Source organism: Variovorax sp. GW821-FHT06D12, assembly GCF_059419205.1.
This window is the reverse complement of record NZ_JBWKRI010000009.1, coordinates 193,127-218,004: the sequence shown is the minus strand read 5'-3', so window position 1 is coordinate 218,004 and position 24,878 is coordinate 193,127. Positions and strand designations below refer to the sequence as shown.

Here is a 24,878-nt window from a genome sequence, read left to right as displayed (position 1 = left end):
TCAGTGTTCCGCCGGTGCGTGGCGCGTGCGGGTGTCCGAAGGCCGCTCGCCGAAGCGCGCGCGGTACTGGGCGGCGAAATGGCCCAGGTGAAGGAAGCCGTATTTCTGTGCCACGTCGCGCACGCCCGTCTGCGTGGACGCGGCCTGCAGCTCGGCGCGGACGCGGTCCAGCCGCAGCTCGCGCAGGAACTCCATCGGTCCCTGGCCCGCATGCTGGCGGAACGCGAGCTGCAGGGCGCGTGCACTGCAGCCGGCCTCGCGGCACACGTCGGCCAGCGACAGCGGCTGCTCGGCGTGCGCGGCCATGAACTCCTGCGCTTTGCGCACCGCGCGCGGCAGCAGGTGGCGCTGCGCATCGCCGGCGAGCGCGCGCGAGTGGTTGTGGCCGGCCGACATCAGCAGGCTCGACATCAGGTACTCCTCGGCATGCTCGGCCAGGCGCCCGCCGCCCTGCAGTGCATTGCCGGCGTCGAGCGTGAGCCGCAGGTAGTCGATGAAATGCACCAGCGGCGCGAGCGCGGGGTTGTCCAGCGGCACGCCGAGGTCGAACACCAGGTGCTGGCGCACGGGCGCCTGCAGCAGTGCCTCGAGCCGCGACAACAGCGCCGCGCGCGCGATGCGCACGATCAGGTGCGGGCTGTCGTCGGCCCAGCGCATCGACAGCAGCTCGGTGGGCGAGGGCAGCGAGGCGACGCGCGGCGTGGCCTCGACCTGCTGGCCGCCGCAGCGGATGTCGGCGCCGCCGCGCAACGGAATCTGCAACAGGAAGAAGTCTTGCAGGTAGCCCGGGTCGATCTGCACGCCGGGGCCGTACTGCACGTAATTGAGGCTCACGTCGCGGTGCAGCCGCGCACTGTGGTGGCAGGCGTCCAGCTCGGTGCGCGGGCGCAGCATCGTGAGGCCGTGGGGGCAGAACACGCGGGCCACGCTCTCGCGCGCCTCGTCCATGTCGTGGCTCTCGAACAAACGGTAACGCTGCAGCGGCAGCCGTGGGGCGGTGGCGGTTTCCATAGGGAAGCGGGCAGACCGTAGCAAAAAGCCTTCCAGCCCACAATTCGGGCCGTCCCTTGGACCCCCCCGAAAAAACCTGCGCGGCAGGGACAGCGCCTGCGTTTTCCGGATCGGCCGGCGAGGCCTTGCGTTCTACCTTTGGCCCATTCGCCGAACCGGCGATTCAACCGAGGAGAGCAAGCGTCATGTTCAAGGGTCTCGAAGGCAAAAGCGCCATCGTCACGGGTGGTTCGACATTGATAGGCGCCGGCGTGGTGCGCGCCTTTCACGCGGCGGGCGTGAAGGTGGTCATCGCCGACATCGACGCCGACAAGGGCCAGCCGCTGGCCGACGCGCTGGGCGCCGGAGCGCGCTTCGTGCGCACCGACATCACCGACGACGCGCAGGTGAAGGCCTGCGTCGACGAGGCCGCGGCCCGCCACGGCGGCGTGCACTTTCTGGTGAACCTGGCGTGCTCGTACGTGGACGACGGCTTCAAGTCGCCGCGCGCCGACTGGCTCACCTCGTTCAACGTGAACGTGGCCAGCGCCGTGGCCATGCTGCAGGCGGTGCACCCGCACATGGTGGCGGCGGGCGGCGGGGCGGTGGTCAACTTCACCAGCATCTCCTCGCGCGTGGCCCAGACCGGGCGCTGGCTCTACCCGGTGAGCAAGGCCGCCATGGCGCAGCTCACGCGCAACATGGCGATGGACCTCGCCCCCGACCGCATCCGCGTGAACAGCGTCTCGCCGGGCTGGACCTGGTCGGCCGTGATGGACCAGCTCACGGGCGGCGACCGCGCGCGCACCGACCGCGTGGCCGCGCCCTACCACCTGCTGGGGCGCGTCGGCGACCCCGACGAGGTGGCGCAGGTAGTGCTGTTCCTGTGCTCCGAGCACGCGAGCTTCGTCACCGGCGCCGACTACGCGGTGGACGGCGGCTACTCCGCCATGGGCCCGGAGCAGGCCGTGCCGGCCATTCCCCGCCTGATGGAACCCTGATCGGCATCCACAACAACACCCCACGAGACAACACAGAAGGAGCAAGCCATGAAGCGAATCGCCATCGTCGGCGCAGGCCAGTCGGGCCTGCAACTGGGACTCGGTCTGCTGGACGCAGGCTACGAGGTCACGATGTACAGCAACCGCACGGCGGACGACATCCGCCACGGCAAGGTCATGTCGAGCCAGTGCATGTTCCACACCGCGCTGCAGGTCGAGCGCGACCTCGGACTCGACCATTGGGCCAGCGACTGCCCCACGGTCGATGGCATCGGCTTCGCCGTGCCGCACCCCGAGCAGAAGGGCGCCAAGGCCATCGAATGGGCGGCGCGGCTGAACTCGAGCGCGCAGTCGGTCGACCAGCGCGTGAAGGTGCCGGCGTGGATGGCGCTGTTCCAGCAGAAGGGCGGCGAGCTGGTCTTCAAGGACGCCGGCATCGACGACCTCGAGGCCTGCACCCGCAGCCACGACCTCACGCTGGTGGCCAGCGGCAAGGGCGAGATCTCCAAGCTCTTCGAGCGCGACGCCGCCAAGTCGACCTACGACCAGCCGCAGCGCGCACTGGCGCTCACCTACGTGAAGGGCATGCGCCCGCGCACGCCGTACTCGGCCGTGTGCTTCAACCTCATTCCGGGCGTGGGCGAGTACTTCGTGTTCCCGGCGCTCACCACCACGGGCCCGTGCGAGATCATGGTGTTCGAAGGCGTGCCCGGCGGCCCGATGGACTGCTGGGCCGACGTGAAGACGCCGCAGGAGCACCTGGCGCGCAGCAAGTGGATTCTCGACACCTTCACGCCCTGGGAGGCCGAGCGCTGCGCCGACATCGAACTCACCGACGACAACGGCATCCTCGCCGGCCGCTTCGCGCCCACCGTGCGCAAGCCCATCGCCACGCTGCCCTCGGGCCGCAAGGTGCTCGGCCTGGCCGACGTGGTGGTGCTCAACGATCCGATCACGGGACAGGGTTCGAACAACGCGGCGAAGTGCGCCGACACGTACCTGAAAAGCATCCTGGCGCGCGGCGAGGGCGCGGCCGATGCGCCGTGGATGCAGCAGACCTTCGACCGCTACTGGTTCGGCTACGCGCAGTGGGTCACGCGCTGGACCAACATGCTGCTCGCACCGCCGCCGCCGCACGTGCTCAAGCTGCTCGGCAGCGCCGGCGCCGTGGCGCCGATGGCCAGCGCCATCGCCAACGGCTTCGACGATCCGCGCACCTTCTTCCCGTGGTTCGCCGACCCGCAGGAGGCCGACCGCTACCTCGACACCTGCGCGGCTGCTGCCGCAGCAGCGGTTGCGTAGGCGGAGCCAGCCCATGACACGACGCGTGGCCATCGTCGGCGCCGGCCAGTCCGGCATGCAGCTCGCACTGGGCCTGCGGGCCAAAGGGTACGCCGTGACGGTGTATGCGAACCGCACGGCGCAGGAGATCTTCGACGGGCCGGTGATGTCCAGCCAGTGCATGTTCGAGACCGCGCTGCAGACCGAGCGCGAACTGGGGCTCGACAGCTGGACCGACATCTGCCCGGTGGTCGAGGGCATCGGCATGTCGGTGCGCAGCCCGGAAGGCCAGCGCGCCATCGCGTGGGAGGCGAAGCTCGACGGCCCCGCGCAGTCGGTCGACCAGCGCCTGAAGATCTCTGCATGGATGCAGCTCTTCGAAGCGCGTGGCGGGCGCCTCGTGCACCAGGACGCCGACCTCGACACGCTGGAAGACTGCGCGCGCACGCACGACCTCGTGGTCGTCGCGAGCGGCAAGGGCGAGATCTCGGCGCTGTTCCCGCGCGACGCGGCGCGCTCGCCGTTCGACGCGCCGCAGCGCGCGCTGGCGCTCACCTACGTGAAGGGCATGCGCCCGCGCGAACCGTTCGCGGCCGTGAGCTTCAACCTCATTCCGGGTGTCGGCGAGTACTTCGTGTTCCCCGCGTTCACCACCAGCGGCCCGTGCGAGATCATGGTGTTCGAAGGCGTGCCCGGCGGCCCCATGGACTGCTGGGACGACGTGAAGACGCCGCAGGAGCACCTGGCGCGCAGCAAGCAGATTCTCGAGACCTTCCTGCCCTGGGAGGCCGAGCGCTGCGAACACATCGAGCTCACCGACGACCACGGCGTGCTGCGTGGCCGCGTCACGCCCGTGGTGCGCCACCCGGTGGCCACGCTGCCCTCGGGCCGCCAGGTGCTGGGGCTCGCCGACGCGGTGGTGCTCAACGACCCGATCACGGGGCAGGGCTCGAACAACGCGGCCAAGGCGGCCGACATCTACCTCAAGCGCATCCTCGAGCACGGCGACGCACCTTTCGATGCCGCGTGGATGCAGCAGACCTTCGACCGCTACTGGGAGGGCTACGCCCGCTGGGCCACCGACTGGACGCACAGCCTGCTCACGCCGCCCGCGCCGCATCTGCAGAAGCTGCTGCAGAGCGCCACGCACAGGCCGGCCGTGGCGAGCGCGGTGGTCAACGGCTTCGACGACCCGCGCAACTTCGCGCCCTGGTGGTTCGATGCGGCCGAGGCCGATCGCTTTCTCGAAGCCAAGGCGCGCGAGGCCGCGGTCGATCGCTTCGACCGGCGCGACTTCCGCAAGGCGCTGGGCCAGTTCAGCACCGGCGTCACCGTGATCACCACGCGCGCGCTCGACGGGCGCCGCGTCGGCATGACGGCCAACTCGTTCTCGTCGGTGTCGCTCGATCCGCCGCTGGTGCTGTGGAGCCTGGCGCGGCAGGCGCCCAGCGTGGCCGACTTCACGGGCGCGAGCCACTTCGCGATCAACGTGCTGGCCGCGCCGCAGCACCACCTGTCGCGCCAGTTTTCGACACCGCAGGCCGACAAGTTCGGCGGCGTCGACTGCTGCGAGGGCACGGCCGGCGTGCCGCTGCTCAACGGCGTGCTCGCGCGCTTCGTGTGCCGCAACGTGCGGCAGTACGACGGCGGCGACCACCTGATCTTCATCGGCGAGGTCGAAGGCTACGAACGCTTCGACGGCGAGCCGCTGGTTTTTCACTCGGGCTACTACCAGGTCACGACGCGCCATCCGGAATGCGTACAGTGAGCCCCTGGTTCCCCACGTCCACCTTTGAGCATTGAACGGAGTCACACACCCATGCAGAACAAGGCATCCACCTCCTCGTCGCAAGACATCCGCATCCAGGCCGCCGACGGCAGCGGCAGCTTCGGCGCCTACCTGGCCCTGCCGCGCGGCGGCACCGGCCCGGGCCTGGTGCTTGCGCAGGAAATCTTCGGCGTCAACAAGACCATGCGTGACGTGGCCGACTACTACGCCGAGGAAGGCTACGTGGTGCTCGTGCCCGACCTGTTCTGGCGCCAGCAGCCCGACGTGCAGCTGGGCTACACGCCCGACGACTGGCAGCGCGCCTTCGCGCTGTACCAGGGCTTCGACGAAGCGCTCGGCATGCAGGACATGCAGGCTGCCATCACCGCGCTGCGCCAGCGCCCCGAGGTGCCCGGCGGCAAGGTCGGCGTGCTCGGCTTCTGCCTGGGCGGCAAGCTCGCCTACCTGGCGGCCTGCCGCACCGACGCCGACGTGGCCGTGGGCTACTACGGCGTGGGCATCGACGCCGCGCTCGACGAGGCCGACCGCATCCGCTGCAAGCTGGCACTGCACGTGGCCGAGCTCGACGGCTTCTGTCCGCCCGAGGCGCGCGACCGCATCGTGCAGACCCTGCGCGGCCGGCCGAACGTCGAGGTGCATGTGTACCCCGGCGTCGACCACGCCTTCGCGCGTGTGGGCGGCGAACACTTCCACCGTGCCTCGGCGCTCATGGCGCACGAGCGCAGCGTGGCCGCGCTGAAGTCGGCCATCGGCCCCAACTACGACCTGGCGGCGCTGTGGGACAAGCACTGCGAGTACGAGTTCGGCACGCGCAATGTCGACGACACCATGGGCACCATGGTGGCCGAGCCCTACGTCAACCACATCCCGACCATGACCGGCGGCGTGGGCTACAAGAACCTGCACGCGTTCTACACGAATCACTTCGTCAACAGCAACCCGCCCGACACCTCGCTGGTGCCGATCTCGCGCACCGTGGGCGCGACGCAGGTGGTCGACGAGATGCTGTTCTGCTTCACCCACACCACCGAGATCCCGTGGATGCTGCCCGGCGTGGCGCCCACCGGAAAGCGCGTGGAGATCCCGCTGCTCGCGGTCATCAAGTTCCGCGGCGACAAGCTCTACCACGAGCACATCTACTGGGACCAGGCGAGCGTGCTGGTGCAGGTGGGCCTGCTCGACGCGGCGCTGCTGCCGGTGGCGGGCGTGGAAACGGCGCGCAAGCTGCTCGACGAGACGCTGCCGTCGAACACGTTGCTGACGCGCGCTTGATGCGCGCCTGATGCGTCCGCGCGGCGAAGCTGCCGCGCGGGACGCGGCGGGCGTCTCAGACCGTCATGCCTTGTTCGACGTCGAGCGTCTTGCGGCGCGCCATGGCCAGGTTCGACTTGGTCTTGTCCAGCACCAGGTAGACGAACAGGCCTTCCTTCTTCTGCATCGGGCGGATGATGTGGTACTGCTTGCCGAGCGTGATCAGCATGTCTTCGATGCTGTCGTTCAGGCCGAGGTCGCGCATGGTGCGCAGCTTGGCGCGGACCACTTCGGTGTTGCCGGCGGCGGCCACCTCGAGATCGACGCCCGAGCCGATCTGGCCCAGGATCATGCCGCTGCTCGAATCGACCAGCGCTGCGCACAGGGCGCCGTCGCAGGTCATCAGGTCGTCCATGGATTGCTTGATATTTGCCATCGAAATCTTTCCTAGTCCTCGCCCCTGAAAGTCGGCGGCCACCCGGGCGAAGGGAATGGGCGGCTGCCGGTGTCGAATGGGTGTGGTGCGCTGATGCCCGGCGTCAGGCGTGCTGCAACAGCTGCGTCGCCTGTTTCGCGAAGTACAGGACCTGGCCGATGATGGCTTCGCGGCTGGTGACCACGCTCACGATCAACGTCATCTCGGGATGCCGCGCCTGCAGCATCAGGATGTGGCCGTGCGTGGCCTCGATCGCCACGTTGTCGCAGTGGCCCAGCTGGCTTTCCTCGCCGGCCACGGCGCCCAACGCGGCGAGAGAACTGGCGATGGCCGACAGGCGCGCGACCTGCGCGGTGTTCTCGACGCGCGCGGCCAGCTCCAGGCCGTCTTCGGTCGAGATCACCACGGCCTTCACGCCCTTGATTTCCCGCATCAGGGTGTCGATGGCCGATTCCGCTGCAAGCCTGATTCTTGGAGTGATGTTCATTGCTGCCTGAATGGAAGGAAAAGGAGAAAAAGAGGGGGCGTCCTGCGTTCAGACCTCGAGCTGGAGCAGGAGCAGTTCCAGCAGCTGCACGACCTGCTGCGCATCGGTGACATTGGCCGGCAGCACCGGGCACACGACGCCCTTGGCCTCCATGCGCCGTGCGTAGGCGTCGATGCCGGGGCTCGGGTGCGTCTCCATGCGGCCCACCGCCACCACGCAGGCGGTCTGCGCAATGAGTTCGGCAAAGCCGTCCAGGTAGATGTCCAGGTCGGCCAGCGGATCGGGGCGGCTGTTGTCCACCAGGATCACCACGCCGAGCGCGCCGCGCCCCAGGATGCGCCACATGAAGTCGAAGCGCATCTGGCCGGGCGTGCCGTACAGGCGCAGCTTCTCGCCGTTGTCGAGCGTGAGTTCGCCGTAGTCCAGGCCGACCGTGGTGGTGGCCTTGGCGACCGAGGTGTCGCTGTTGCGCACGTCGGTGCTCACGGGCGGGATCTCGCTCACGCCGGCGATGGCCGTGGTTTTGCCGGCGCCCATGGTGCCGGTGAAGAGGATCTTGTGTTCTACGGTCATTGAGGGCCTGACGGCAGCAAGCCGAGTCGGTTCCTGATGCGTGCGAGCAGGCCGGGCTGCACGGTGTCGCGGGCGGGTGCCGGGAAGCGGCTGTCGGGGAAGACGCTGTCGGGGGCCGAGGCGGCCACAAGAACGCCGGGGCTGGCGGCGCGTTCGAGCAGGCCGGCGCGCTGCAGGTCGGCCAGGAAGTCCGCGCACTCCTGGCGCGTGGCGGGCGAGCGCTGCTGCAGCGACAGCACCGACGCCGGCCGGTTGGACATCAGCGTGGCCAGTCGCAGGCGGATCGGCGCCTCGAGCACGGCCGCGGGCGGCCAGCGCAGCATGCGGAACTCTTCGTGCTCGCCGATCGGCACCTCGGTCATGGCCAGCCCCAGGCCGCGGGCGTGGACGACCATCGCGCCGAGGCGGTTGAGCGCCACTTCCAGCGCATCGGTGTGCAGCGGCAGGGCCAGGAAAGGGCCGCGTTGCGGGTCGGCATGGGCGACGGTCAGCGTGGGCACCGCCGGTTGGGGCGAGGCGGCTGCGAGGGCGACCTGGTCGCCGACGACCCGCAGGTCGGCCTGTTCGGCCTTCCACGACCAGTTCTGGTGCGTGCGGTGGTCGAGCAGCCGGATCAGCGACTTGAGCAGCACTTCTTCGCGGTGCGGCAGCCCTTCGACGCTGTAGCTCAGCAGCGCGCGTTGACTTTTGGGAACGGTGTTAACGGCCGTCATGCAGCCTCCGCACCACCGAGCCCATCGGCCGGCCGCTGTGGGATGTTGCGTTCAACCGCATCGAAAACACCGATTGGAGGCGGCATCGCCGTTCTTTTTGCAACTTAAGCACTCACTGTAAGAAGTTGGACGGAGACGCCGATCGCAACGCTGGCTGGGAGAACTAAAGTGTTTGTTTGGAGGTGGCGTCAAAAATATAACACTTGTTGCAAATAAAAACACAAGATTACGAACAACTGTTTTCAGTGGGTCGCGGACGCGACAAAGCCTCGCGTGCCGTAGCGCGGCACGCGAGGTTTCAGGGAGGGGCGGGGAAAGCGGCGGGCAGGGAGAAGGGCGCCCGCCGGGGGTCAGTGCGCCAGTTGGGCCTGCAGCTCGGCCACTTGCCGGCGCAGGTCCGCGTTCTCGGCCGTGAGTTCGGCCACGCGCTGTTGCAGTTGCTGCACGGCGTCGAGCGCTGCGGGTTCGGCGCCTTCTTCGCTTTCGGGCGCGGCCTCGCGCGGCTTGCGCTTGGCTTCGCGCACGCGCTTGGCGGCCTGCTTCAGCTCATCCTTGCCGGCGTTGGCCGCCGACACCTGCTCTTCGGCGGGCAGGGACGCGACGGCCGCGGCCGTGTTGATCGAGATCACGCCCGACTTCACGGCCGCCACCAGCTCGGGCGCAGCCTGCTTCTGGATCTTCTCGATCATCACGACCTGGCTGCTGCTCAGGCGCGCGGCGCGGGCGATGGCCTCGCGGCTGTTCAGCGGCACGGGCGGCGGCAGGGCCTCGTCGGAAGCGGGAGCGGAGGTCGAAGCGGGCGCGTCGTCGACGTCGAAGGGCGGATCGTCCGCCGTGGTCGGGGTGGTCGGTGTGGCGGCGCTGCTGCGGGCGCGGCGCTCGTCCACGATGTCCTTCTTGCGCAGCGCCAGCACGCCGCGCAGGTAGTCCGAGATGCTGCGGCGGCCCAGGTGCTGGTCGATCATCCACAGGTGCACGTCCTGCAGCGTCTTGAAGCGCGTGTTCTGCACGGTCTGGAAGGGCAGGCCGTGCTTCTGGCAGATGCCGTAGCGGTTGTGGCCGTCCACCAGCACGTCGCCCCACAGCACCAGCGCGTCGCGGCAGCCTTCGGTGAGGATGCTGCGTTCGAGGGCTTCGTACTCCTCCGGCGTCAAGGGATCGATATAGGCTTTGAGTTCTTCGTTGACGACGATGTTCATGGGTACGGGTGCGATGTAAGGGGCGGAATTTTAGGTGTCTCGGTTTCGGCCGCTCGAACGTCTAGACAGGGAGAGAGACGAGAAGGCGCCACCGGGAAAAACAGGGCCTTCTTGCGTCATCAAATGGTAATAGTTCTTATTTGCATCTTTGCCCTTGAACACTTCAGGAGTACCCATGGATCTGTCGCTTTCCCCGTCCGCGCCCACGCTGGGGGAGGTCTTCATCGCGAACCGTGCCCAGCTCCAGCGCGTCGCGCAAAAGATCGTTCGCACCGCTGACCTCGCAGACGAAGTGCTGCAGGACGCCTACCTGAAGCTCGCCGACGGCGCTTCGGTGCGCGATGTCCGCAAGCCGCTCGGCTACTGCTGCCAGGTGGTGCGCAACGTGGCGGTCGACTACCACCGCCATCATTCCGTGGAGGCCAGCTACCGCACCTACTGCGACGACGTCGAGCTCGTGAGCCCGCCCAGCAGCAACGACGCGCCCGACCGCGTGCTCGGCGGCCGGCAGGCGCTGGTGGCCATCGACCGCGTGCTCGAAGCGCTGCCGCCGCGCACCCGCCTCGCGTTCGAACTCAACCGTCTCAGTGGCCTGACCCAGCGCGAGATCGCCACGCGCCTGGGCTGCTCCGCCACGCTCGTGAACTTCATGATCAAGGACGCCGACGCCGCCCTCGAAAGCTGCCGCTACCTCGTGCAGGCCGCCTGAGTTTTCCGACGCACCGCATCGGCGCTACGATGGCCGCCGATGAGCAGCCCCAACGACACGCAAAGCGACCCCACCTGGCAGACCGCCTGGGCGTGGGTCCGCCGCCAGCACGCCGGCGAGGGCGAGCTCGATGCCGCCGCGAGCGCCGAGCTCGCGCATTGGCTCGCCGCCGATCCCGCGCACCGCCAAGCCTACGACGAGGCACGCCGCCTCTGGTTGCTCGTGGGCCTCGTGCCGCCCGCGCACGACGTCCCTTCGCCGGACGCCGAAGACGCGGCCCGCTGACCGACTTCCTCTTTTTTTCGCAGCTCCTACAGCGGCCCTCGCCGAGGCGCAGCCGTGTGCGGCTTTCATGCACAGAGGACTAAACACCCGGCCCCGCGGCGCGTCTTGTATCGCAAGGGCAAACCCTGCCCGTCATTGCACTTACCAAGAGGACCGCCCATGTCTACCAGCTGTTTCGACCGCGAGGACGAGACCTTCATCGTGCTCGTCAACCACGAAGCGCAGTACTCCATCTGGCCGCATTGGAAGGCCGTGCCCGGCGGCTGGAGCGCCGTCGACGGCGTGAAGGGCGACAAGAAGACCGTGCTCGACTACGTCGAAGCCCAGTGGACCGACATGCGCCCCAAGTCGCTGCGCGACTGGATGGCCGCGCAGCAGCAGAGCGACAACGCGTCCGCCTCCGCCTGACGCACATGCAGGCCTCGCTGCCCCTGCTGTGCCTGCCCTGCGCGGGCGCCAGCGCCACCATGTACCTGCGCTGGCGGCGTGCGCTGCCGCGCTGGATCGAGGTCGTGCCGGTCGAGCTGCCGGGCCGCGGCGGGCGCCTGGGCGAACGCTTCGTCGACGACTTCGATCGCATGGTCGCGCAGCTGTGCGCCGAGCATGAAGGCGTTCTGCGCGGTCGCTACGCGCTCTTCGGCCACAGCATGGGCGCGCTGCTGGCCTGGGGCATGGCGCAGCACCAGCGGCAACAGCACCGCCCGCTGCCGGATGCGCTGATCGTCTCCGGCAGCGCTGCACCGTCGCAGCGCGACCCTGACCGCTTTCTCGACATCGCCGACGACGCGGCCCTCATCGCCGACCTGCGCAAGCAGGGCGGCACGCCCGACGAGCTGTTCGACAGCCCCGAGCTGCTGCGCATGACGCTCGACACCCTCGGTGCCGACTACCGCCTGTGCCGCAGCTTCGTGCACGCCGACCCCGCGCCATTGCCCGTGCCCCTGCATGTGCTGGCCGGCCGCCAGGACGACATCGCCCCTTGGCGCATGCAGGCCTGGGCCGCCGAGACCGCGCATGTGCGCTTCACGCTCGATTGGTTCGAGGGCGGTCATTTCTTCATCCGCCAGCACGAGACCTCCGTGCTGGCTGCGCTGGCGCGGCACCTCGCGCCAACGGTGATGGCGGCAGGAGGCGTCGATGCGGCTCGTGCCCTGGCATGACCCCTTGCCGCCGGGCATCGCGTTGCACCGCCTGGACCTGGACCTCGCGGCGGAGGACGGCGATGCCTGGGCCGACCTCGCGCCGGACGAGCGCGCCCGCGCCAATCGCTTTGCCCGCCGCGCCGACTGCGTGCGCTTCGCCCACACCCGCGCCGCCGTGCGCCGCCTGATCGCGCAGCGCCTCGCCTGCCGTCCGGCGGAGGTGCCGCTGCGTGCCGACGCACACGGCAAACCCTACGTCGAAGCAGCGGGCGACAACGCCGTGCCCCTCTTCAACATCTCGCACGCCGGCGATCACGCGCTCATCGCGCTGGCCGACCCGGCGCGCGTGCGCTGCGTCGGCGTCGACATCGAAGCCTGCGCGCGCGACCTCATGGCCGACGCCGATGCGCTGCTCGCCATGGCCTTTACCGCGCGCGAGCAGCGCGAAATCCGCAGCGACGCCGACCTGCCACACGCCTTCTACCGACGTTGGGTCGGCAAGGAGGCCGTGCTCAAGGCCGTCGGCGTCGGCATGGCCGAGCACCTGCAAAGCGTCGGCATCCACCCCGACGCCCACGGCGCACTCGCCATCGACTGCGCCGTGCCCGCGTGGGCCGGCATCGAAGCGATGGCGCTGTCCGCGCCGCCGGGCTACGCCGCCGCGCTGGCCTGGCACACCAAGGAACAACCCCTGTGAACCCGATGCATCCCGTGGACTTCGTGACCCACCTGCGTGGCCTCGCCGCGCAGCGACCTGACGACATCGCATTGATCGCCATCACCGACCGCGACGGCACCGCACTCGACACGCCCATCCGCTACCGCGCCCTCGACGCGCGCGTGCGCGGTCTCGCGGCGCACCTGCAGCAGGCCTTCGCACCCGGCGGCCGCGCACTGATCATGTTGGACAACAGCGACGACTACGTTGTCAGCTTCTTCGCCTGCCTCTACGCGGGCCTCGTCGCCGTGCCGGTGTTCCCGCCCGAGTCCACGCGCAAGCGCCACCTGGGCAAGCTCGAGGGCATCGCCGCCGACGCGGGCGCCTGCTGCGTGCTGACCCACGCCGCCATCCGCGACGCGATGGCAGGCGTGGCCGACGCCTTCGCGCAGGCCACGCTCATCGCCGTGGACGAGATCGACGCCACCGGCGCCGACGCATGGCGCCCGCACACGCCGGCCGCCACCGACATCGCCTTCCTGCAGTACACCTCCGGTTCCACTTCGGCGCCCAAGGGCGTCATGGTCACGCACGCCAACCTGATGGCGAACATGCGCGCGATCGAGGAGGGCCTCTCGGTCTGCACGAGCGACACCTTCGTCACCTGGCTGCCGCTGAACCACGACATGGGCCTCATCGGCGGCCTGCTGCAGCCGATGCATCGCGGTGCGGTCGTGGCACTGATGTCTCCGCGCTACTTTCTCGAGCGCCCCGTGCGCTGGCTCGAAGCCGTGTCGCGGCTGCGCGCCACGGTCAGCGGCGGGCCCGACTTCGCCTACCGCCTGTGCCTGGACCGCGTGTCCGACGCGCAGCTGCAAAGGCTCGACCTGTCGTCGTGGCGCCTCGCGTTCTCCGGCGCCGAGCCGGTGCGGGCCGACACGCTGCGCGCGTTCCAGCAACGCTTCGCGCCCGCGGGTTTTCCGGCCGAGGCGGTGTACCCCTGCTACGGCCTGGCCGAATCGACGCTGTTCGTCACGGGCGGGCAGCGCGGCGCCGGCATGGTCGCGCACGCCTTCGACAAGGCGCGCCTGGCGCAAGGCGCCGTGGTGCGCGACGAGGGCGGCGCGATGCTCGTGGGCTGCGGCCGCAGCGTGACGCACCACGCGGTGCGCATCGTCGACACGGCCACGCTGGCCGTGTGCGCGGACGGCGCCGTCGGCGAAATCTGGGCCTCGGGCCCGAGCCTGGGCAGCGGCTACTGGAACAAGCCCGAGGTGTCGCAGCAGACCTTCGTCGAGCACGAGGGCGCGCGCTGGCTACGCACCGGTGACCTGGGCTTCGTGCACGACGGCCAGCTCTACGTGGCCGGCCGCATCAAGGACATGATCATCGTGCGCGGCCACAACCTGTACCCGCAGGACATCGAGCGCGAAGTGGAGCGCGAGGTCGAAGCCGTGCGCAAGGGCCGCGTCGCAGCCTTCGCGGTCGAGGGGCCGGAAGGCGAGGGCATCGGCCTCGCGGCCGAGGTGTCGCGCAGCATCCAGAAGCTGGTGCGGCCCGAGGTGCTGGTCGAGGCACTGAGCGCGGCGGTGAGCGAGCAGTGCGGCGAGCCGCTGTCGGTCGTGATGCTGCTCAACCCCGGCGGCATGCCCAAGACCACGAGCGGCAAGCTGCAGCGCGGCGCCTGCCGCCAGGGCTGGATCGATCGCACTGCGGACGCCTATGCGATCTACGCACACGGCGCGTTCGTGCTGGGCGGCAGCGCCCCAGCAGTCGACACATCCGAAGCCGCACTCGACGACGTCGAACAGGCCCTCGCCACGATCTGGCACGAGGTGCTGCGCCGCCCCGCCGAACGGCCGCTGGCGCGCGACGCGCACTTCTTCACCCACGGCGGCAACTCGCTCGCCGCCACGCAGGTGGCCGCGCGCATCGGCGAGCGCTGGGACATCGACTTTCCGCTGCGTGCGCTGTTCGAGCAACCGCGCTTGGGCGACCTCGCGCGCGAACTGCGGCGCGTGCTCGCGCTCGGCCAGCGCCGCGCGCACCAGCCGATTCAGGTCTTGCCCGCCGAGCGCCGCACGGGGCTGCTCGCGCTGTCGCATGCGCAGGCGCGCCAGTGGTTCCTGTGGCAGCTCGATCCGCAGAACAGCGCCTACCACGTGGGCGTGGCGCTGCGCCTGTCGGGCGTGCTGGATGCCGACGCAATGAAGGCGGCACTCGAAGGCCTGCTCGCGCGCCACGAAAGCCTGCGCACCGTGTTCCGCACCGCGGCCGACGGCACGGTCGGCCAGCAGGTGCTGCCGACGGCGCCGCTGGCGCTCGCTCACATCGACCTTCGCGCGCTGCCGGACGGCGACCGCGAAGGCGCCGCCGCCGCACAGGCACGCGCACTGCAGGCCGAGCCCTTCGACCTCGTGGCCGGCCCGGTGCTGCGCGCCGCCTGGCTCCAGCTCGGCGACGCGCACCACATCCTCGCGATCGTCACGCACCACATCGTGTCCGACGGTGCGTCGCTGCAGGTGCTGCTCGACGAGTTCGGCGTGGCCTATGCGGCGCACGCGAAGGGCGAGACGCCGTCACTCGCCGCACCGGCGATCCAGTACGCCGACTACGCCGCGTGGCAGCGCGACTGGCTCGCCGCCGGCGAGGCCGAACGCCAGCTGGCCTACTGGCGCACCCAGCTCGGCAACGACCATCCCGTGTTGGCCCTGCCCACGGACCGCCCCCGCCACGCGGTCGCCAACTACCGCGCCGCCTCGCAAGCCTTCGACCTCGACGCAGCCCTCGTCGCCCGCCTGCACGCCACTGCACAGGCGCATGGCGCCACGCTGTTCATGGTCTTGCTCGCGGGTTTCCAGGCGCTGCTGCATCGCTACACGGGTCAGCCCGACGTGCGCGTGGGCGTGCCGGTCGCGAACCGCCACCGCCCCGAGACCACGGGCCTCATCGGCTTCTTCGTCAACACGCAGGTGCTGCGCGCCACGCTGAACGGCCGCACCCCGTTCGCGCAACTGCTGGCCCAGACCCGCGAGGCCGCGCTCGGCGCGCAGGCCCACCAGGACCTGCCGTTCGAACAGCTCGTGGACGCCCTGCAGCCGCAGCGCAGCCTGAGCCACAACCCGCTGTTCCAGGTGATGTTCAATCTGCTGCGCGAAGACACCGCAGTGCTGCGCGGCCTGCCGGGCCTGGCGGTCGACGAGTACCGCATGGACGACAGCGCCGCGCAGTGCGAACTCGCGCTCGACATCCGCGAGCGCGCCGACGGCCGGGTGCGTGCGGTCTTCACCGCGGCGGCCGAGTTGTTCGACGGGGAGACCGTCGCGCGCATGGCCGCGCACTACCGCGCGCTGCTCGACGCGCTGACCGCCGACCCGGCCCGCGCCATCGGCGATGCGCCATGGCTCGTTGCCGAAGAGCAGGCGCAACTGCACGCCTGGGGCACAGGCACATCGCCCGCATCCGCCGCGACACCCGCACACCGGCTTTTCGAGGCGTACGTCCGCCGTGCACCGGATGCCATCGCGTTGATCGCCGGCGACACCGAGCTCTCCTACGCCGCCCTCGACCGCCGCGCGAACCGGCTCGCGCACCGCCTGCTGCGCCACGGTGTGCGGCCCGACACGCCAGTCGCCGTGGCCGTCGATGCCCCGGTCGATCGCGTCGTCAGCCTGCTGGCCGTGTTGAAGGCCGGCGGCACCTACCTGCCGATGGACCCGTCGCATCCGCCGCAGCGACTGTCGGAGTTGCTGGCCGACAGCGGCGCCGCGCTGCTGCTGACCGGCAGCCACAGCTCAGTGAACGGACCCGTCACGCGCATCACGGTCGATGACGCATCGCTCGACGACGAACCGGACGCCCCCCCGCAAGTCGCGCTGCACGACCACCACCTGGCCTACGTGATCCACACCTCGGGCACCACCGGCCGCCCCAAGGGCGTGGCGGTCGCGCACGGCGCGCTGTCGATGCACCTCCAGGCCATGGCCGACACCTGCGGCTTCACGGCGAGCGATCGTTCGCTGCAGTTCGCGCTGCCGCACGTCGATGCCGCCATCGAGCAGTGCCTGCTGCCGCTGACCACCGGCGCCGCGCTGGTGCTGCAGCCGCAGTGGTGCTCGCTCGCCAGCGAACTCGACGCCCTGCTCCAACGCCACTGCGTCAGCGTGGTCGACCTGCCGCCGGCCTACGCGCGCCAGCTGCTGCAGGACCAGCCGCCGTTCCAGCACGCCGTGCGCCTCGCGCTCTTCGGCGGCGAAGCCTGGACGGGCGAAGACCTCGCGCTGATCCGCCGCGTGCTGCACCCTGCGCGCATCGTGAACGCCTACGGCCCGACTGAGGCCGTGATCACGCCGACCCTGTGGTCCGCCGACGCCGAGGCCATTGTGCAGGGCTACGCCCCCATCGGCCGCCCGGTCGGCCGCCGCACCGCCCATGTGCTCGACGCCGACCTGCAGCCCGTGCCGCAGGGCGTGCCCGGCGAGTTGTACCTCGGCGGCGACGGCCTCGCGCGTGGCTACCTCGGGCGTTCGGCCCTGACGGCCGAGCGCTTCGTCGCCGACCCCTTCGACGGGGCGGGCGGTCGCCTGTACCGCACCGGCGACCTCGTGCGCTGGCGCGCCGACGGGCAGCTCGAGTACCTCGAGCGGCTCGATCACCAGGTGAAGGTGCGGGGCTTCCGCATCGAGCTCGGCGAAGTCGAGGCGCGCTTGCGCGAGCAGCCCGGCGTGCGCGCGGCGCTGGTGTGCCTGCACGAGGGCGCAGCCGGCCCGTCGCTCGTGGCCTACGTCGCACCGGCGGCGGGCGCATCGCTCGACGCGACCACGCTCAAGACGCAGCTGGCGCAGGCGTTGCCCGACTACATGGTGCCGTCCGCGTTGATGGTGCTCGACAGCTTCCCGCTCGGCGCCAACGGCAAGGTCGATCGCCGCGCGTTGCCCGCACCGGCGGCCGCCGGCACGCCAGGCTACGAAGCCCCCCACGGCGACGTCGCGCAGACGCTGGCCGCGATCTGGGCCGAGCTGCTCAAGGTTGCGCAGGTCGGCCTGCACGACAACTTCTTCGACCTCGGCGGCAACTCGCTGCTCGTGATCCGCATGCACCGGCTGGTGGAAGACCGCCTGCAGCCGGGCCTGGCGGTGGTCGACCTCTTCAAGTACCCGACCGTCGGCGCGCTCGCCCGCCACATCGAGCAGAAGGGGCACGGCCCCGCCGCTGCCACCGCCACCGACGACGCAGCGCAGGCGAAACAGCGCGCGCAGCAGCAGCGCGCCGCCCTGCTGCAACGCCGCCGACCCACGGAAAGAACCCTCTGATGCACGCGCAAGACGACACCCCGCTTTCTTCCCCCGATACCACGGGCCTCGAGATCGCCATCGTCGGCATGGCCGGCCGCTTTCCCGGCGCGCCCGACGTGGACGCCTTCTGGCGCAACATCCGCGACGGCGTCGAGTCGGTCACCGTCTTCAGCGACGACGAACTGCGCGCGCGCGGCGTGCCCGAGCGCGCGCTGGCCGACCCCGACTACGTGAAGGCTGGCGTGCTGTTCGATGGCTTCGACCGCTTCGACGCCGGCTTCTTCGGCTATTCGCCGCGCGAGGCCGAGCACCTCGATCCGCAGCAGCGCATCTTTCTCGAATGCGCCTGGGAGGCGATGGACCATGCGGGCTGGCCGACCGGGCAGAAGGGCGGGGCGCCCGTCGGCGTCTACGCGGGCGACGGCCCCAATCTCTACCTCATGAAGCACCTGCTGCCCGCCGTCGGCATCGACGCGGGAACCGGCATCGCCGACATGCTGGGCCTCATGAGCGGCAACTCCGCCGGCTCGCTGTGCACGCGCGTGGCCTACAAGCTCGACCTGCGCGGCCCGGCGCTGAGCGTGCAGACCGAATGCTCGACTTCGCTGGTGGCCGTGCACCTGGCCTGCCAGGGCCTGCTGAGCCACGACTGCGACATGGCGCTGGCCGGCGGCGTGTGGCTCAACCTGCTGCAGGAGGGCGGCTACCGCTACCAGAACGGCGCCATCCTCTCGCCCGACGGCCACTGCCGCGCCTTCGACGCCCAGGCCGCGGGCACGGTGATCGGCAGCGGCGCGGGCATCGTCGTGCTGCGCCGGCTGGCCGACGCGCTGCGCGACGGCGACACCATCCACGCCGTCATCAAGGGCACGGCCGCCAACAACGACGGCGCCGACAAGATCGGCTTCACCGCACCGAGCGTGCAAGGCCAGGCCGGCGCGATCCGCGCGGCGCAGCTGATGGCCGACGTGCCCGCGCACACCATCGGCTATGTCGAGGCGCACGGCACGGGCACCACGCTGGGCGACCCGATCGAGCTGGCCGCGCTCACGGAGGCCTTCCGTTCGGACGGTGGTGATGGCGGGCGCTGCGGCTACTGCGCCATCGGCTCGGTCAAGACCAACATCGGCCACCTCGACGCGGCGGCCGGCGTGGCGGGGCTCATCAAGGCGACGCTGGCGCTGCACCACCGCACGCTGCCGCCGAGCCTGCACTTCGAGCAACCGAACCCGCAGATCGATTTCGCGAACAGCCCGTTCCGCGTGAACACGGAGGCGCGCCCGTGGCCCGAGGGCGATACACCGCGTCGTGCGGGCGTCAGCTCCTTCGGCATCGGCGGCACCAACGTGCACGTCGTGCTGGAAGAGGCGCCGCGCGTGGTCACGGCCACCGCATCGGCCGGCTGGCAGGTGCTGCCGCTGTCGACCCGCAGTGCGCCCGCGACACGGCAGGCCGCGCAGCAGCTGGCCGTTCACCTGCGCGCGCATCCCACACTGCGGCTCACCGACGTCGCCCACACCCTGCAAGCGGGCCGCCGCGTCTTCGAGCACCGCAGTGCCGTGGTGGCCGACCGTGCCGAAGGCGCCGTGCAATTGCTCTCGGCGGGCGAAGGACTGGCCGTGCGGGCCGCACCCGCGCAGGCACCCGAGGTGGTCTTCCTTTTCCCCGGCGGCGGCACGCAGCACGCCCAGATGGGCCGCGCGCTCTACGAGGACGACGCGGCCTTCCGCGACGACATCGACCGCTGCTGCGCGCTGCTGGAACCCGAGCTGGGTTTCGACCTGCGCACCGTGCTGTTCCCCGCGCCCGGCGGCGAAGCCGAGGCCGACGCGCGGCTGTTCGACATCGCACTCGCGCAACCCGCGCTCTTCGTCGTCGCGTACGCGATGGCGCAGTGGTGGATGCGCCGCGGCGTGCGGCCCGCCGCGATGATGGGCCACAGCCTGGGCGAGTACGTCGCCGCCTGCCTGGCGGGCGTGTTCCGCCTCGAAGACGCGCTGCGTGTCGCGGCCCTGCGCGGTCGCCTGCTGCAGTCGATGCCGCCCGGTGCGATGACCGCCGTGCCGCTGTCGCAGGCCGCGCTCGCGCCCTTCCTGGCGCCGGGCTGCGACCTCGCCGCCGCCAACGCTGAACAGCTGTGCGTGATCTCCGGCCCGCGCGAAGCGGTCGAGGCCGCCGAGGCGCGGCTGCGCGCGGCGGGGCACCTGCCGCGCCGGCTGCATGTGTCGATCGCTTCGCACTCGGCGATGACCGAGCCGCTGCTGGCGCCGCTCGAAGCGCTCATCGCCTCGGTGCCGCGCCGGCCGCCGACCATCCCCTTCGTCTCGAACGTCACGGGCCAGCTCATCACGCCCGAGGAGGCCATGAGCCCCGCCTACTGGGCGCGGCACCTGCGTGGCACCGTCCAGTTCGTCGACGGCGTGCGCACCTTGCTGCAGGTGCCGGGCCGCGTGCTGCTCGAAGTCGGCCCCGGCGAAACGCTGGCGGGCCTGGCGCGCCAGCATTTGCTGGCCGACACCGCCGCCGGCGTGCTCGCCAGCCAGGCGCATCCGCAGCAGCAGGCACGCAATGCGCAGCAGATCGCGCAGACGCTGGCCCAGCTGTGGGTGGCGGGCGTGGACATCGACTGGGCCGCCTGCCGCGCGGGCGCTCCGCGTCGGCGCGTGCCGCTACCGGCGTATCCGTTCCAGCGCCGCCGCTACTGGGTGGAAGCGCCCGGCGCTGCGAAGGCGCCGCAACGAACCAACGCCGACGCGTTCTATGTGCCCTCGTGGCAGCGCACGGAGCCGCTGGCCGTCGCGCCTTCGACCGATACCAGCGGCTGCCTGCTCGTGCTCGGCGACAGCCGCAGCTTCACGGGCCACCTCGTGCGTCGGCTGCGCGCGCAGGGCCGCACCGTGGTGCTGGCCGAGCGTGGCAGCACCTTCGCGCGCACGGGCCACGGCCGCTGGACGCTGCGCCCCGGCGCGCGCGACGACCATGCCCGCCTGCAGTCCGAGATCGCGGCTGACTTCGGCGCCATCGCCGGCATCTACCACCTCTGGAGCCTCGACGAGGCGCTGCCCGCGCAGCAGCCGCAGGCCGAGCTGCTCGAGCGCAGCTTCTTCAGCCTGCTCGCGCTCGTGCAATCGCTCGAAGCCGGCGAGCGCACACTGCCGCTCGCCGTCGTCGCCAACCAGCTCGAAGACGTCACCGGCACCGAGCCGCTGTGCCCCGAGAAGGCCACGCTGCGCGGCATCGGCAAGGTGATCGGCCAGGAATACCCGCGCGTGCATTGCCGCGTGATCGACGTCGTGCTGCCCGCGCCCGAAAGCGATGCCGAAGGCCGGCTGGTCGCGCAGATCGTGGCCGAGGCCGCGGCGCTGCAGGCCGAGCCCGGTGAGCCGCTCGTGGCCTGCCGTGGCGCGCATCGTTGGATCAAGACCTATGCGCCCGCAACATTGACCGCTGTGGCGCAGCCGCGCCTGCGCCGCGAGGGCGTCTACCTCGTCACCGGCGGCCTGGGCGGTGTCGGCCTCGCGCTGGCGAAGCAACTGGCCGCGCACTGGCAGGCGCGGCTGGTGCTGCTGGGCCGCACCGCGCTGCCGGCGCGCACCGAGTGGCCCGCGCTGGTGGCGGCCGACAGCACGCCCGCCGATCTGAAGGCGCGGCTGCATCAACTGCTCGAAATCGAAGCGCTCGGCGCACAGGTGCTCACCGTGTCGTCCGACGTGTCCGACGCCGACGCGATGCGTGCCGCCCTCGCACAGGCGAACGATCGCTTCGGCCCGCTGCACGGCGTCGTGCACGCGGCCGGCGATGCGGGTGGCGGCATGATGGCCGGTCGCACGCGCGCGCAGGTCGACACCGTGTTCGCGACCAAGGTGCGCGGCACGCGCGTGCTGCTCGACGCGCTGCGCGGCCAGCCGCTGGACTTCGTGCTGCTGTGCTCGTCCATCTCCAGCGTGGCCGGCGGCCTGGGCATGAGCGACTACGCCGCCGCCAACGCCTACCTCGACGCCGTGGCCGTCGCGCACGAACGGCTCGGCGCGTTCCCGGTGTTCTCGGTCAACTGGGACGCCTGGCGCGGCCTGGGCATGGCCGCGCACATGGACGTGCCCGACGACATCGGCATGGACGGCCCCGAAGGCGCGCGCGTCTTCGAGCGCATCGTCAACGGCCCGGCGCGGGCGCAGACCGTGATCTCGACCACCGACCTGGCCACGCGCCTCGGCCCGCTCGACAACGGCATGCTCGACCTGCTCGGCGACGAGGCACCGGCCGCTGCCGCAGGCGCTGCCCATCCCCGGCCCGCGCTGCAGACCCCGTTCGTCGCACCGCAGGGCGAGGTCGAGACCGCGCTTGCCGCGCTGTGGACCGAGCGCCTGGGCATCGCACCCATCGGCGTGGACGACAACCTGTTCGAGCTCGGCGGCGATTCGCTCGTCGCCATCCAGTTGCTGTCGCGTGTGCGCAAGCGCTACGCGACCGAGCTGCACCCGAGCGAGTTCTTCAAGGCGCCGACCATCGCCGGCCTGGCCGCGCGGCTCGGCGTCGTCTCGACCGCCGCCGCGCCGCAGCGCAGCGCGATGGAGATCACGCCCGTCGCGCGCGGCGGTGCGCTGCCGCTGTCGCCGATGCAGCACCGCCTCTGGCTGGTCGACCGCCTCACCGACGCCACCAACCGCAGCGGCCGCGCGGCCTACAACATGTCGGCCGGCCTCGCGCTGCACGGCGAACTCGACATCGGCGCGCTGCGCGCCGCCATCGACGCGATCGTTGCGCGTCACGAGGTGCTGCGCACCGTGTTCACCGAGGACGACGACGGCGAACCCATGGCCGTCGTGCGCCCCGGTGCGCCGCTCGACATTCCCGTCATCGCACTCGACGACGGTGCGCGCTACGGCCCCCTGTTCGACGAACTGGTGCGCGCACCGCTCGCACTGGCCGAGGGCCCGCTCATCAAGGCCACCGTCGTGCGCATGGCGACGCGCGAGCATGTGCTGGTGCTCGTGGTGCACCACATCGTGTTCGACGGCTGGTCGATCGCCGTGTTCGCGCGCGAGCTGGCCGCGTTCTACGAGCGCGCACGGCGCGGCCAGCCGCTGGCACTGGCACCGCTGCCCGTGCAGTACGCCGACTACGCCGCCTGGTATGCGCGCGCGCTGGCCTCCGACGGCTTCGCGCCGAAGGCCGCGTTCTGGCGCGTGCGGCTGGCGGGCGCACCGCAGGCCTCGGGCATCAAGCCTGACCACCCACGCCCCTCTGTGCCCACGCACGCCGGCGATTCGGTGCGACTCACGCTGTCGCCGGCGTTGTCGCAGTCGCTGGCCGCGCTCGCGCGGGCGTCGGACACGTCGCTGTTCACGCTGCTGCTGTCGTCGTTCTTCCTGTTCTTCCACCAGGCCTCGGGCGCGGACGACATCGTCATCGGCACCGACGTCGCGGGCCGCGGCCACCCGGACCTCGAAGGGCTGCTCGGCTTCTTCGTCAACGTGGTGCCGCTGCGCTCGCGTCGTACGAAGGGAACGACCGACTTCGCGCAATGGCTCGCCGCCACCAAGGCCGACACCCTGGCCGCGATGGACCACCAGGACGTGCCTTTCGACCGCATCGTCGAGCTGTCGGGCGTGCCGCGTGCGCGCGACCGCAACCCGCTGGTGCAGGTGCTCTTCGTGCTCCAGAACACACCCGAGATCCGGTTCGCCATCGAAGGCGCCGAGGTCGAGGTGCTGCCCCAGCAGATGAACGAATCCAAGTTCGACCTGGCGGTGTTCGCCAGCGAACACGACGGCGCGCTCACCGCCGAGTGGGTGTTCGCCACCGACCTCTACCGGCGGCAGACCGTCGAAACCTTCACCGCTTCGTGGCATGCGCTGCTGGAGCGGATCGTCGCCACACCCGGCCAGCCCCTCGACGCGCTGGCTCCCATGCCCTCGCAGGAATCCATCGCCATGACAAACGCTCCCAACGTCCGCCCGGCCTCGAAGCTGGACAAGCTCGGCAAACTTGGAAAGCTCGACGCCCTGGGCGCCGGCCGCGTCCCTGTGCGCGCCGCCGCGCGGCCCGCCGTGCAGACCTCGTTCCTGAAGCCCGGTGCCGAATTCCCCATCGTGCTGCAGGCCACCAGCCCCGAGCTCGACACCGTCGCCTGGGCCAAGGGCCAGGCCGACTACATCGAGATGCTGGTCGCCAGGCACGGCGGCATCCTGTTCCGCGACTTCGGCCTGAAGACGCCGCAGGACTTCGAGGCTTTTGCCGAGGCCATCGAGCCCGAGCTGTACGGCAGCTACGGCGACCTGCCGAAGAAGGAGGGCGGCAAGAAGACCTACCGCTCCACGCCGTACCCCGAGCGCCAGATGATCCTGTTCCACAACGAGAGCGCGCACCTGGACCGCTGGCCGCGCAAGCAGTGGTTCTTCTGCGAGCTGCCGTCGCCCGTGGGCGGCGCCACGCCCATCGTCGACTGCCGCGAGATGCTGCGCCGCCTGCCGGCCGAGGTGGTCGCCGGCTTCGAGCGCAAGGGGCTGCAGTACGTGCGCACCTTCACGCCCGGCCTGGACGTGAGCTGGCAGGACTTCTACAAGACCGACCGCCGCGAAGACGTCGAGGCGCGCCTGGCCGCCGCCGGCATCGAATGGCGCTGGTTCGACGGCGACACGCTGCAGACGCGCACCCGTTGCCCCGCCGTGATCCGCCATCCGCTCACCGGCGAGCGCGTGTTCTTCAACCAGGTGCAGCTGCACCACGTCGCCTGCCTCGAGGCGCAGGTGCGCGAAGACCTGCTGGCCATGGGCGGCGTCGAGCGCCTGCCGCGCCATGTGACCTACGGCGACGGCTCGCCCATCGCGGACGAGACCATGGCCATCGTCGGCGAGGCCTACGAGGCCTGCGCCGTGCGCTTCGACTGGCGCCAAGGCGACGTCGTGATGCTCGACAACATGCTCGCCGCCCATGCGCGCGACCCCTTCGAGGGCCCGCGAAAGATCGTGGTGGCGATGGGCGCGATGTTCGACCGCGCCGCGCTCGACGACGGTGCGCGCGGCGCCGAGTCCCGCCTGGCCGACGAACAGGGCGCCTGAACGAAATGA

17 protein-coding genes and 1 pseudogene are annotated in these 24,878 nt (G+C 70.7%); 12 read left to right on the top strand and 6 right to left on the bottom strand.

All coding sequences use genetic code 11. The features are described from left to right. Positions 1-1,011 carry an AraC family transcriptional regulator gene (locus AC07SQ_RS25965; RefSeq protein WP_070062423.1) on the bottom strand — a complete coding sequence of 337 codons (1,011 nt, stop codon included), beginning with the start codon at positions 1,009-1,011 and terminating at the stop codon, positions 1-3. Between the two features lie 185 nt (positions 1,012-1,196). Here AC07SQ_RS25965 and AC07SQ_RS25960 point away from each other — a divergent pair, with 185 nt between their 5' ends. The 5 genes and pseudogenes from AC07SQ_RS25960 to AC07SQ_RS25940 all read left to right on the top strand — a co-directional run bounded on the left by AC07SQ_RS25960 (position 1,197) and on the right by AC07SQ_RS25940 (position 6,333). Beyond that, the gene (locus tag AC07SQ_RS25960) at positions 1,197-1,991 is read left to right on the top strand and encodes an SDR family oxidoreductase (RefSeq protein WP_095950837.1); all 795 of its coding nucleotides are present in this window, start codon (positions 1,197-1,199) and stop codon (positions 1,989-1,991) included. Positions 1,992-2,039: 48 nt separating this feature from the next. Next, positions 2,040-3,293, top strand: coding sequence for a styrene monooxygenase/indole monooxygenase family protein (locus AC07SQ_RS25955; RefSeq protein ID WP_495271781.1), 1,254 nt, complete (start codon positions 2,040-2,042; stop codon positions 3,291-3,293). A gap of 13 nt (positions 3,294-3,306) precedes the next feature. Then, positions 3,307-4,542, top strand: a pseudogene (locus tag AC07SQ_RS25950) (styrene monooxygenase/indole monooxygenase family protein); the annotation flags it as partial. A gap of 36 nt (positions 4,543-4,578) precedes the next feature. Further along, the gene (locus AC07SQ_RS25945; RefSeq protein WP_253252594.1) at positions 4,579-5,040 is read left to right on the top strand and encodes a flavin reductase family protein; all 462 of its coding nucleotides are present in this window, start codon (positions 4,579-4,581) and stop codon (positions 5,038-5,040) included. Positions 5,041-5,091: 51 nt separating this feature from the next. Beyond that, the gene (locus AC07SQ_RS25940; RefSeq protein WP_495271780.1) at positions 5,092-6,333 is read left to right on the top strand and encodes a dienelactone hydrolase family protein; all 1,242 of its coding nucleotides are present in this window, start codon (positions 5,092-5,094) and stop codon (positions 6,331-6,333) included. A gap of 55 nt (positions 6,334-6,388) precedes the next feature. On the opposite strand, the gene AC07SQ_RS25935 is transcribed toward AC07SQ_RS25940, so the two are convergent. The 5 genes from AC07SQ_RS25935 to AC07SQ_RS25915 form a co-directional block, all read right to left on the bottom strand. Further along, positions 6,389-6,748: a hypothetical protein gene (locus AC07SQ_RS25935; protein WP_095746312.1), complete on the bottom strand. Its 360-nt coding sequence runs from the start codon at positions 6,746-6,748 to the stop codon at positions 6,389-6,391. Between the two features lie 103 nt (positions 6,749-6,851). Next, entirely contained in the window at positions 6,852-7,235 is a 384-nt protein-coding gene (locus AC07SQ_RS25930) for a roadblock/LC7 domain-containing protein (protein WP_062469906.1), read from the bottom strand. A gap of 48 nt (positions 7,236-7,283) precedes the next feature. Beyond that, positions 7,284-7,808: a GTP-binding protein gene (locus tag AC07SQ_RS25925; RefSeq protein ID WP_062469903.1), complete on the bottom strand. Its 525-nt coding sequence runs from the start codon at positions 7,806-7,808 to the stop codon at positions 7,284-7,286. Further along, positions 7,805-8,521 (bottom strand): hypothetical protein, encoded by a 717-nt coding sequence (locus tag AC07SQ_RS25920; RefSeq protein ID WP_095950834.1) that lies wholly within the window; start codon positions 8,519-8,521, stop codon positions 7,805-7,807. The genes AC07SQ_RS25925 and AC07SQ_RS25920 overlap by 4 nt, the downstream gene beginning before the upstream one ends. A 350-nt stretch (positions 8,522-8,871) precedes the next feature. Continuing rightward, positions 8,872-9,720 carry a ParB N-terminal domain-containing protein gene (locus tag AC07SQ_RS25915; protein ID WP_487848185.1) on the bottom strand — a complete coding sequence of 283 codons (849 nt, stop codon included), beginning with the start codon at positions 9,718-9,720 and terminating at the stop codon, positions 8,872-8,874. A gap of 175 nt (positions 9,721-9,895) precedes the next feature. Here AC07SQ_RS25915 and AC07SQ_RS25910 point away from each other — a divergent pair, with 175 nt between their 5' ends. The 7 genes from AC07SQ_RS25910 (at position 9,896) to AC07SQ_RS25880 (ending at position 24,869) form a co-directional block, all read left to right on the top strand. Next, positions 9,896-10,429, top strand: coding sequence for a sigma-70 family RNA polymerase sigma factor (locus AC07SQ_RS25910; protein WP_070062431.1), 534 nt, complete (start codon positions 9,896-9,898; stop codon positions 10,427-10,429). A gap of 39 nt (positions 10,430-10,468) precedes the next feature. Further along, positions 10,469-10,714: a FecR/PupR family sigma factor regulator gene (locus AC07SQ_RS25905; protein WP_495271779.1), complete on the top strand. Its 246-nt coding sequence runs from the start codon at positions 10,469-10,471 to the stop codon at positions 10,712-10,714. A 159-nt stretch (positions 10,715-10,873) separates the two neighbouring features. Next, positions 10,874-11,122: an MbtH family protein gene (locus AC07SQ_RS25900; protein ID WP_495271778.1), complete on the top strand. Its 249-nt coding sequence runs from the start codon at positions 10,874-10,876 to the stop codon at positions 11,120-11,122. Between the two features lie 5 nt (positions 11,123-11,127). Next, entirely contained in the window at positions 11,128-11,874 is a 747-nt protein-coding gene (locus tag AC07SQ_RS25895) for a thioesterase II family protein (RefSeq protein WP_495271777.1), read from the top strand. Next, positions 11,852-12,553, top strand: coding sequence for a 4'-phosphopantetheinyl transferase family protein (locus AC07SQ_RS25890; protein WP_159270816.1), 702 nt, complete (start codon positions 11,852-11,854; stop codon positions 12,551-12,553). The genes AC07SQ_RS25895 and AC07SQ_RS25890 overlap by 23 nt, the downstream gene beginning before the upstream one ends. Positions 12,554-12,558: 5 nt before the next feature. Further along, positions 12,559-17,826, top strand: a complete 5,268-nt coding sequence (locus tag AC07SQ_RS25885) for an amino acid adenylation domain-containing protein (protein ID WP_495271915.1) — start codon at positions 12,559-12,561, stop codon at positions 17,824-17,826. Further along, positions 17,826-24,869 carry an SDR family NAD(P)-dependent oxidoreductase gene (locus AC07SQ_RS25880; RefSeq protein WP_495271776.1) on the top strand — a complete coding sequence of 2,348 codons (7,044 nt, stop codon included), beginning with the start codon at positions 17,826-17,828 and terminating at the stop codon, positions 24,867-24,869. The genes AC07SQ_RS25885 and AC07SQ_RS25880 overlap by 1 nt, the downstream gene beginning before the upstream one ends. Positions 24,870-24,878 lie beyond the last annotated feature (9 nt).

Excerpts from the sequence above, each read along its gene's own strand:
- AC07SQ_RS25955 (WP_495271781.1), top strand. The coding sequence starts at position 2,040 with ATGAAGCGAATCGCCATCGTCGGCGCAGGCCAGTCGGGCCTGCAACTG.
- AC07SQ_RS25960 (WP_095950837.1), top strand. The coding sequence starts at position 1,197 with ATGTTCAAGGGTCTCGAAGGCAAAAGCGCCATCGTCACGGGTGGTTCG.
- AC07SQ_RS25920 (WP_095950834.1), bottom strand. The coding sequence starts at position 8,521 with ATGACGGCCGTTAACACCGTTCCCAAAAGTCAACGCGCGCTGCTGAGC.
- AC07SQ_RS25925 (WP_062469903.1), bottom strand. The coding sequence starts at position 7,808 with ATGACCGTAGAACACAAGATCCTCTTCACCGGCACCATGGGCGCCGGC.
- AC07SQ_RS25905 (WP_495271779.1), top strand. The coding sequence starts at position 10,469 with ATGAGCAGCCCCAACGACACGCAAAGCGACCCCACCTGGCAGACCGCC.
- AC07SQ_RS25885 (WP_495271915.1), top strand. The coding sequence starts at position 12,559 with ATGCATCCCGTGGACTTCGTGACCCACCTGCGTGGCCTCGCCGCGCAG.
- AC07SQ_RS25880 (WP_495271776.1), top strand. The coding sequence starts at position 17,826 with ATGCACGCGCAAGACGACACCCCGCTTTCTTCCCCCGATACCACGGGC.
- AC07SQ_RS25935 (WP_095746312.1), bottom strand. The coding sequence starts at position 6,748 with ATGGCAAATATCAAGCAATCCATGGACGACCTGATGACCTGCGACGGC.
- AC07SQ_RS25900 (WP_495271778.1), top strand. The coding sequence starts at position 10,874 with ATGTCTACCAGCTGTTTCGACCGCGAGGACGAGACCTTCATCGTGCTC.
- AC07SQ_RS25915 (WP_487848185.1), bottom strand. The coding sequence starts at position 9,720 with ATGAACATCGTCGTCAACGAAGAACTCAAAGCCTATATCGATCCCTTG.
- AC07SQ_RS25965 (WP_070062423.1), bottom strand. The coding sequence starts at position 1,011 with ATGGAAACCGCCACCGCCCCACGGCTGCCGCTGCAGCGTTACCGTTTG.
- AC07SQ_RS25910 (WP_070062431.1), top strand. The coding sequence starts at position 9,896 with ATGGATCTGTCGCTTTCCCCGTCCGCGCCCACGCTGGGGGAGGTCTTC.
- AC07SQ_RS25940 (WP_495271780.1), top strand. The coding sequence starts at position 5,092 with ATGCAGAACAAGGCATCCACCTCCTCGTCGCAAGACATCCGCATCCAG.
- AC07SQ_RS25890 (WP_159270816.1), top strand. The coding sequence starts at position 11,852 with ATGCGGCTCGTGCCCTGGCATGACCCCTTGCCGCCGGGCATCGCGTTG.
- AC07SQ_RS25895 (WP_495271777.1), top strand. The coding sequence starts at position 11,128 with ATGCAGGCCTCGCTGCCCCTGCTGTGCCTGCCCTGCGCGGGCGCCAGC.
- AC07SQ_RS25930 (WP_062469906.1), bottom strand. The coding sequence starts at position 7,235 with ATGAACATCACTCCAAGAATCAGGCTTGCAGCGGAATCGGCCATCGAC.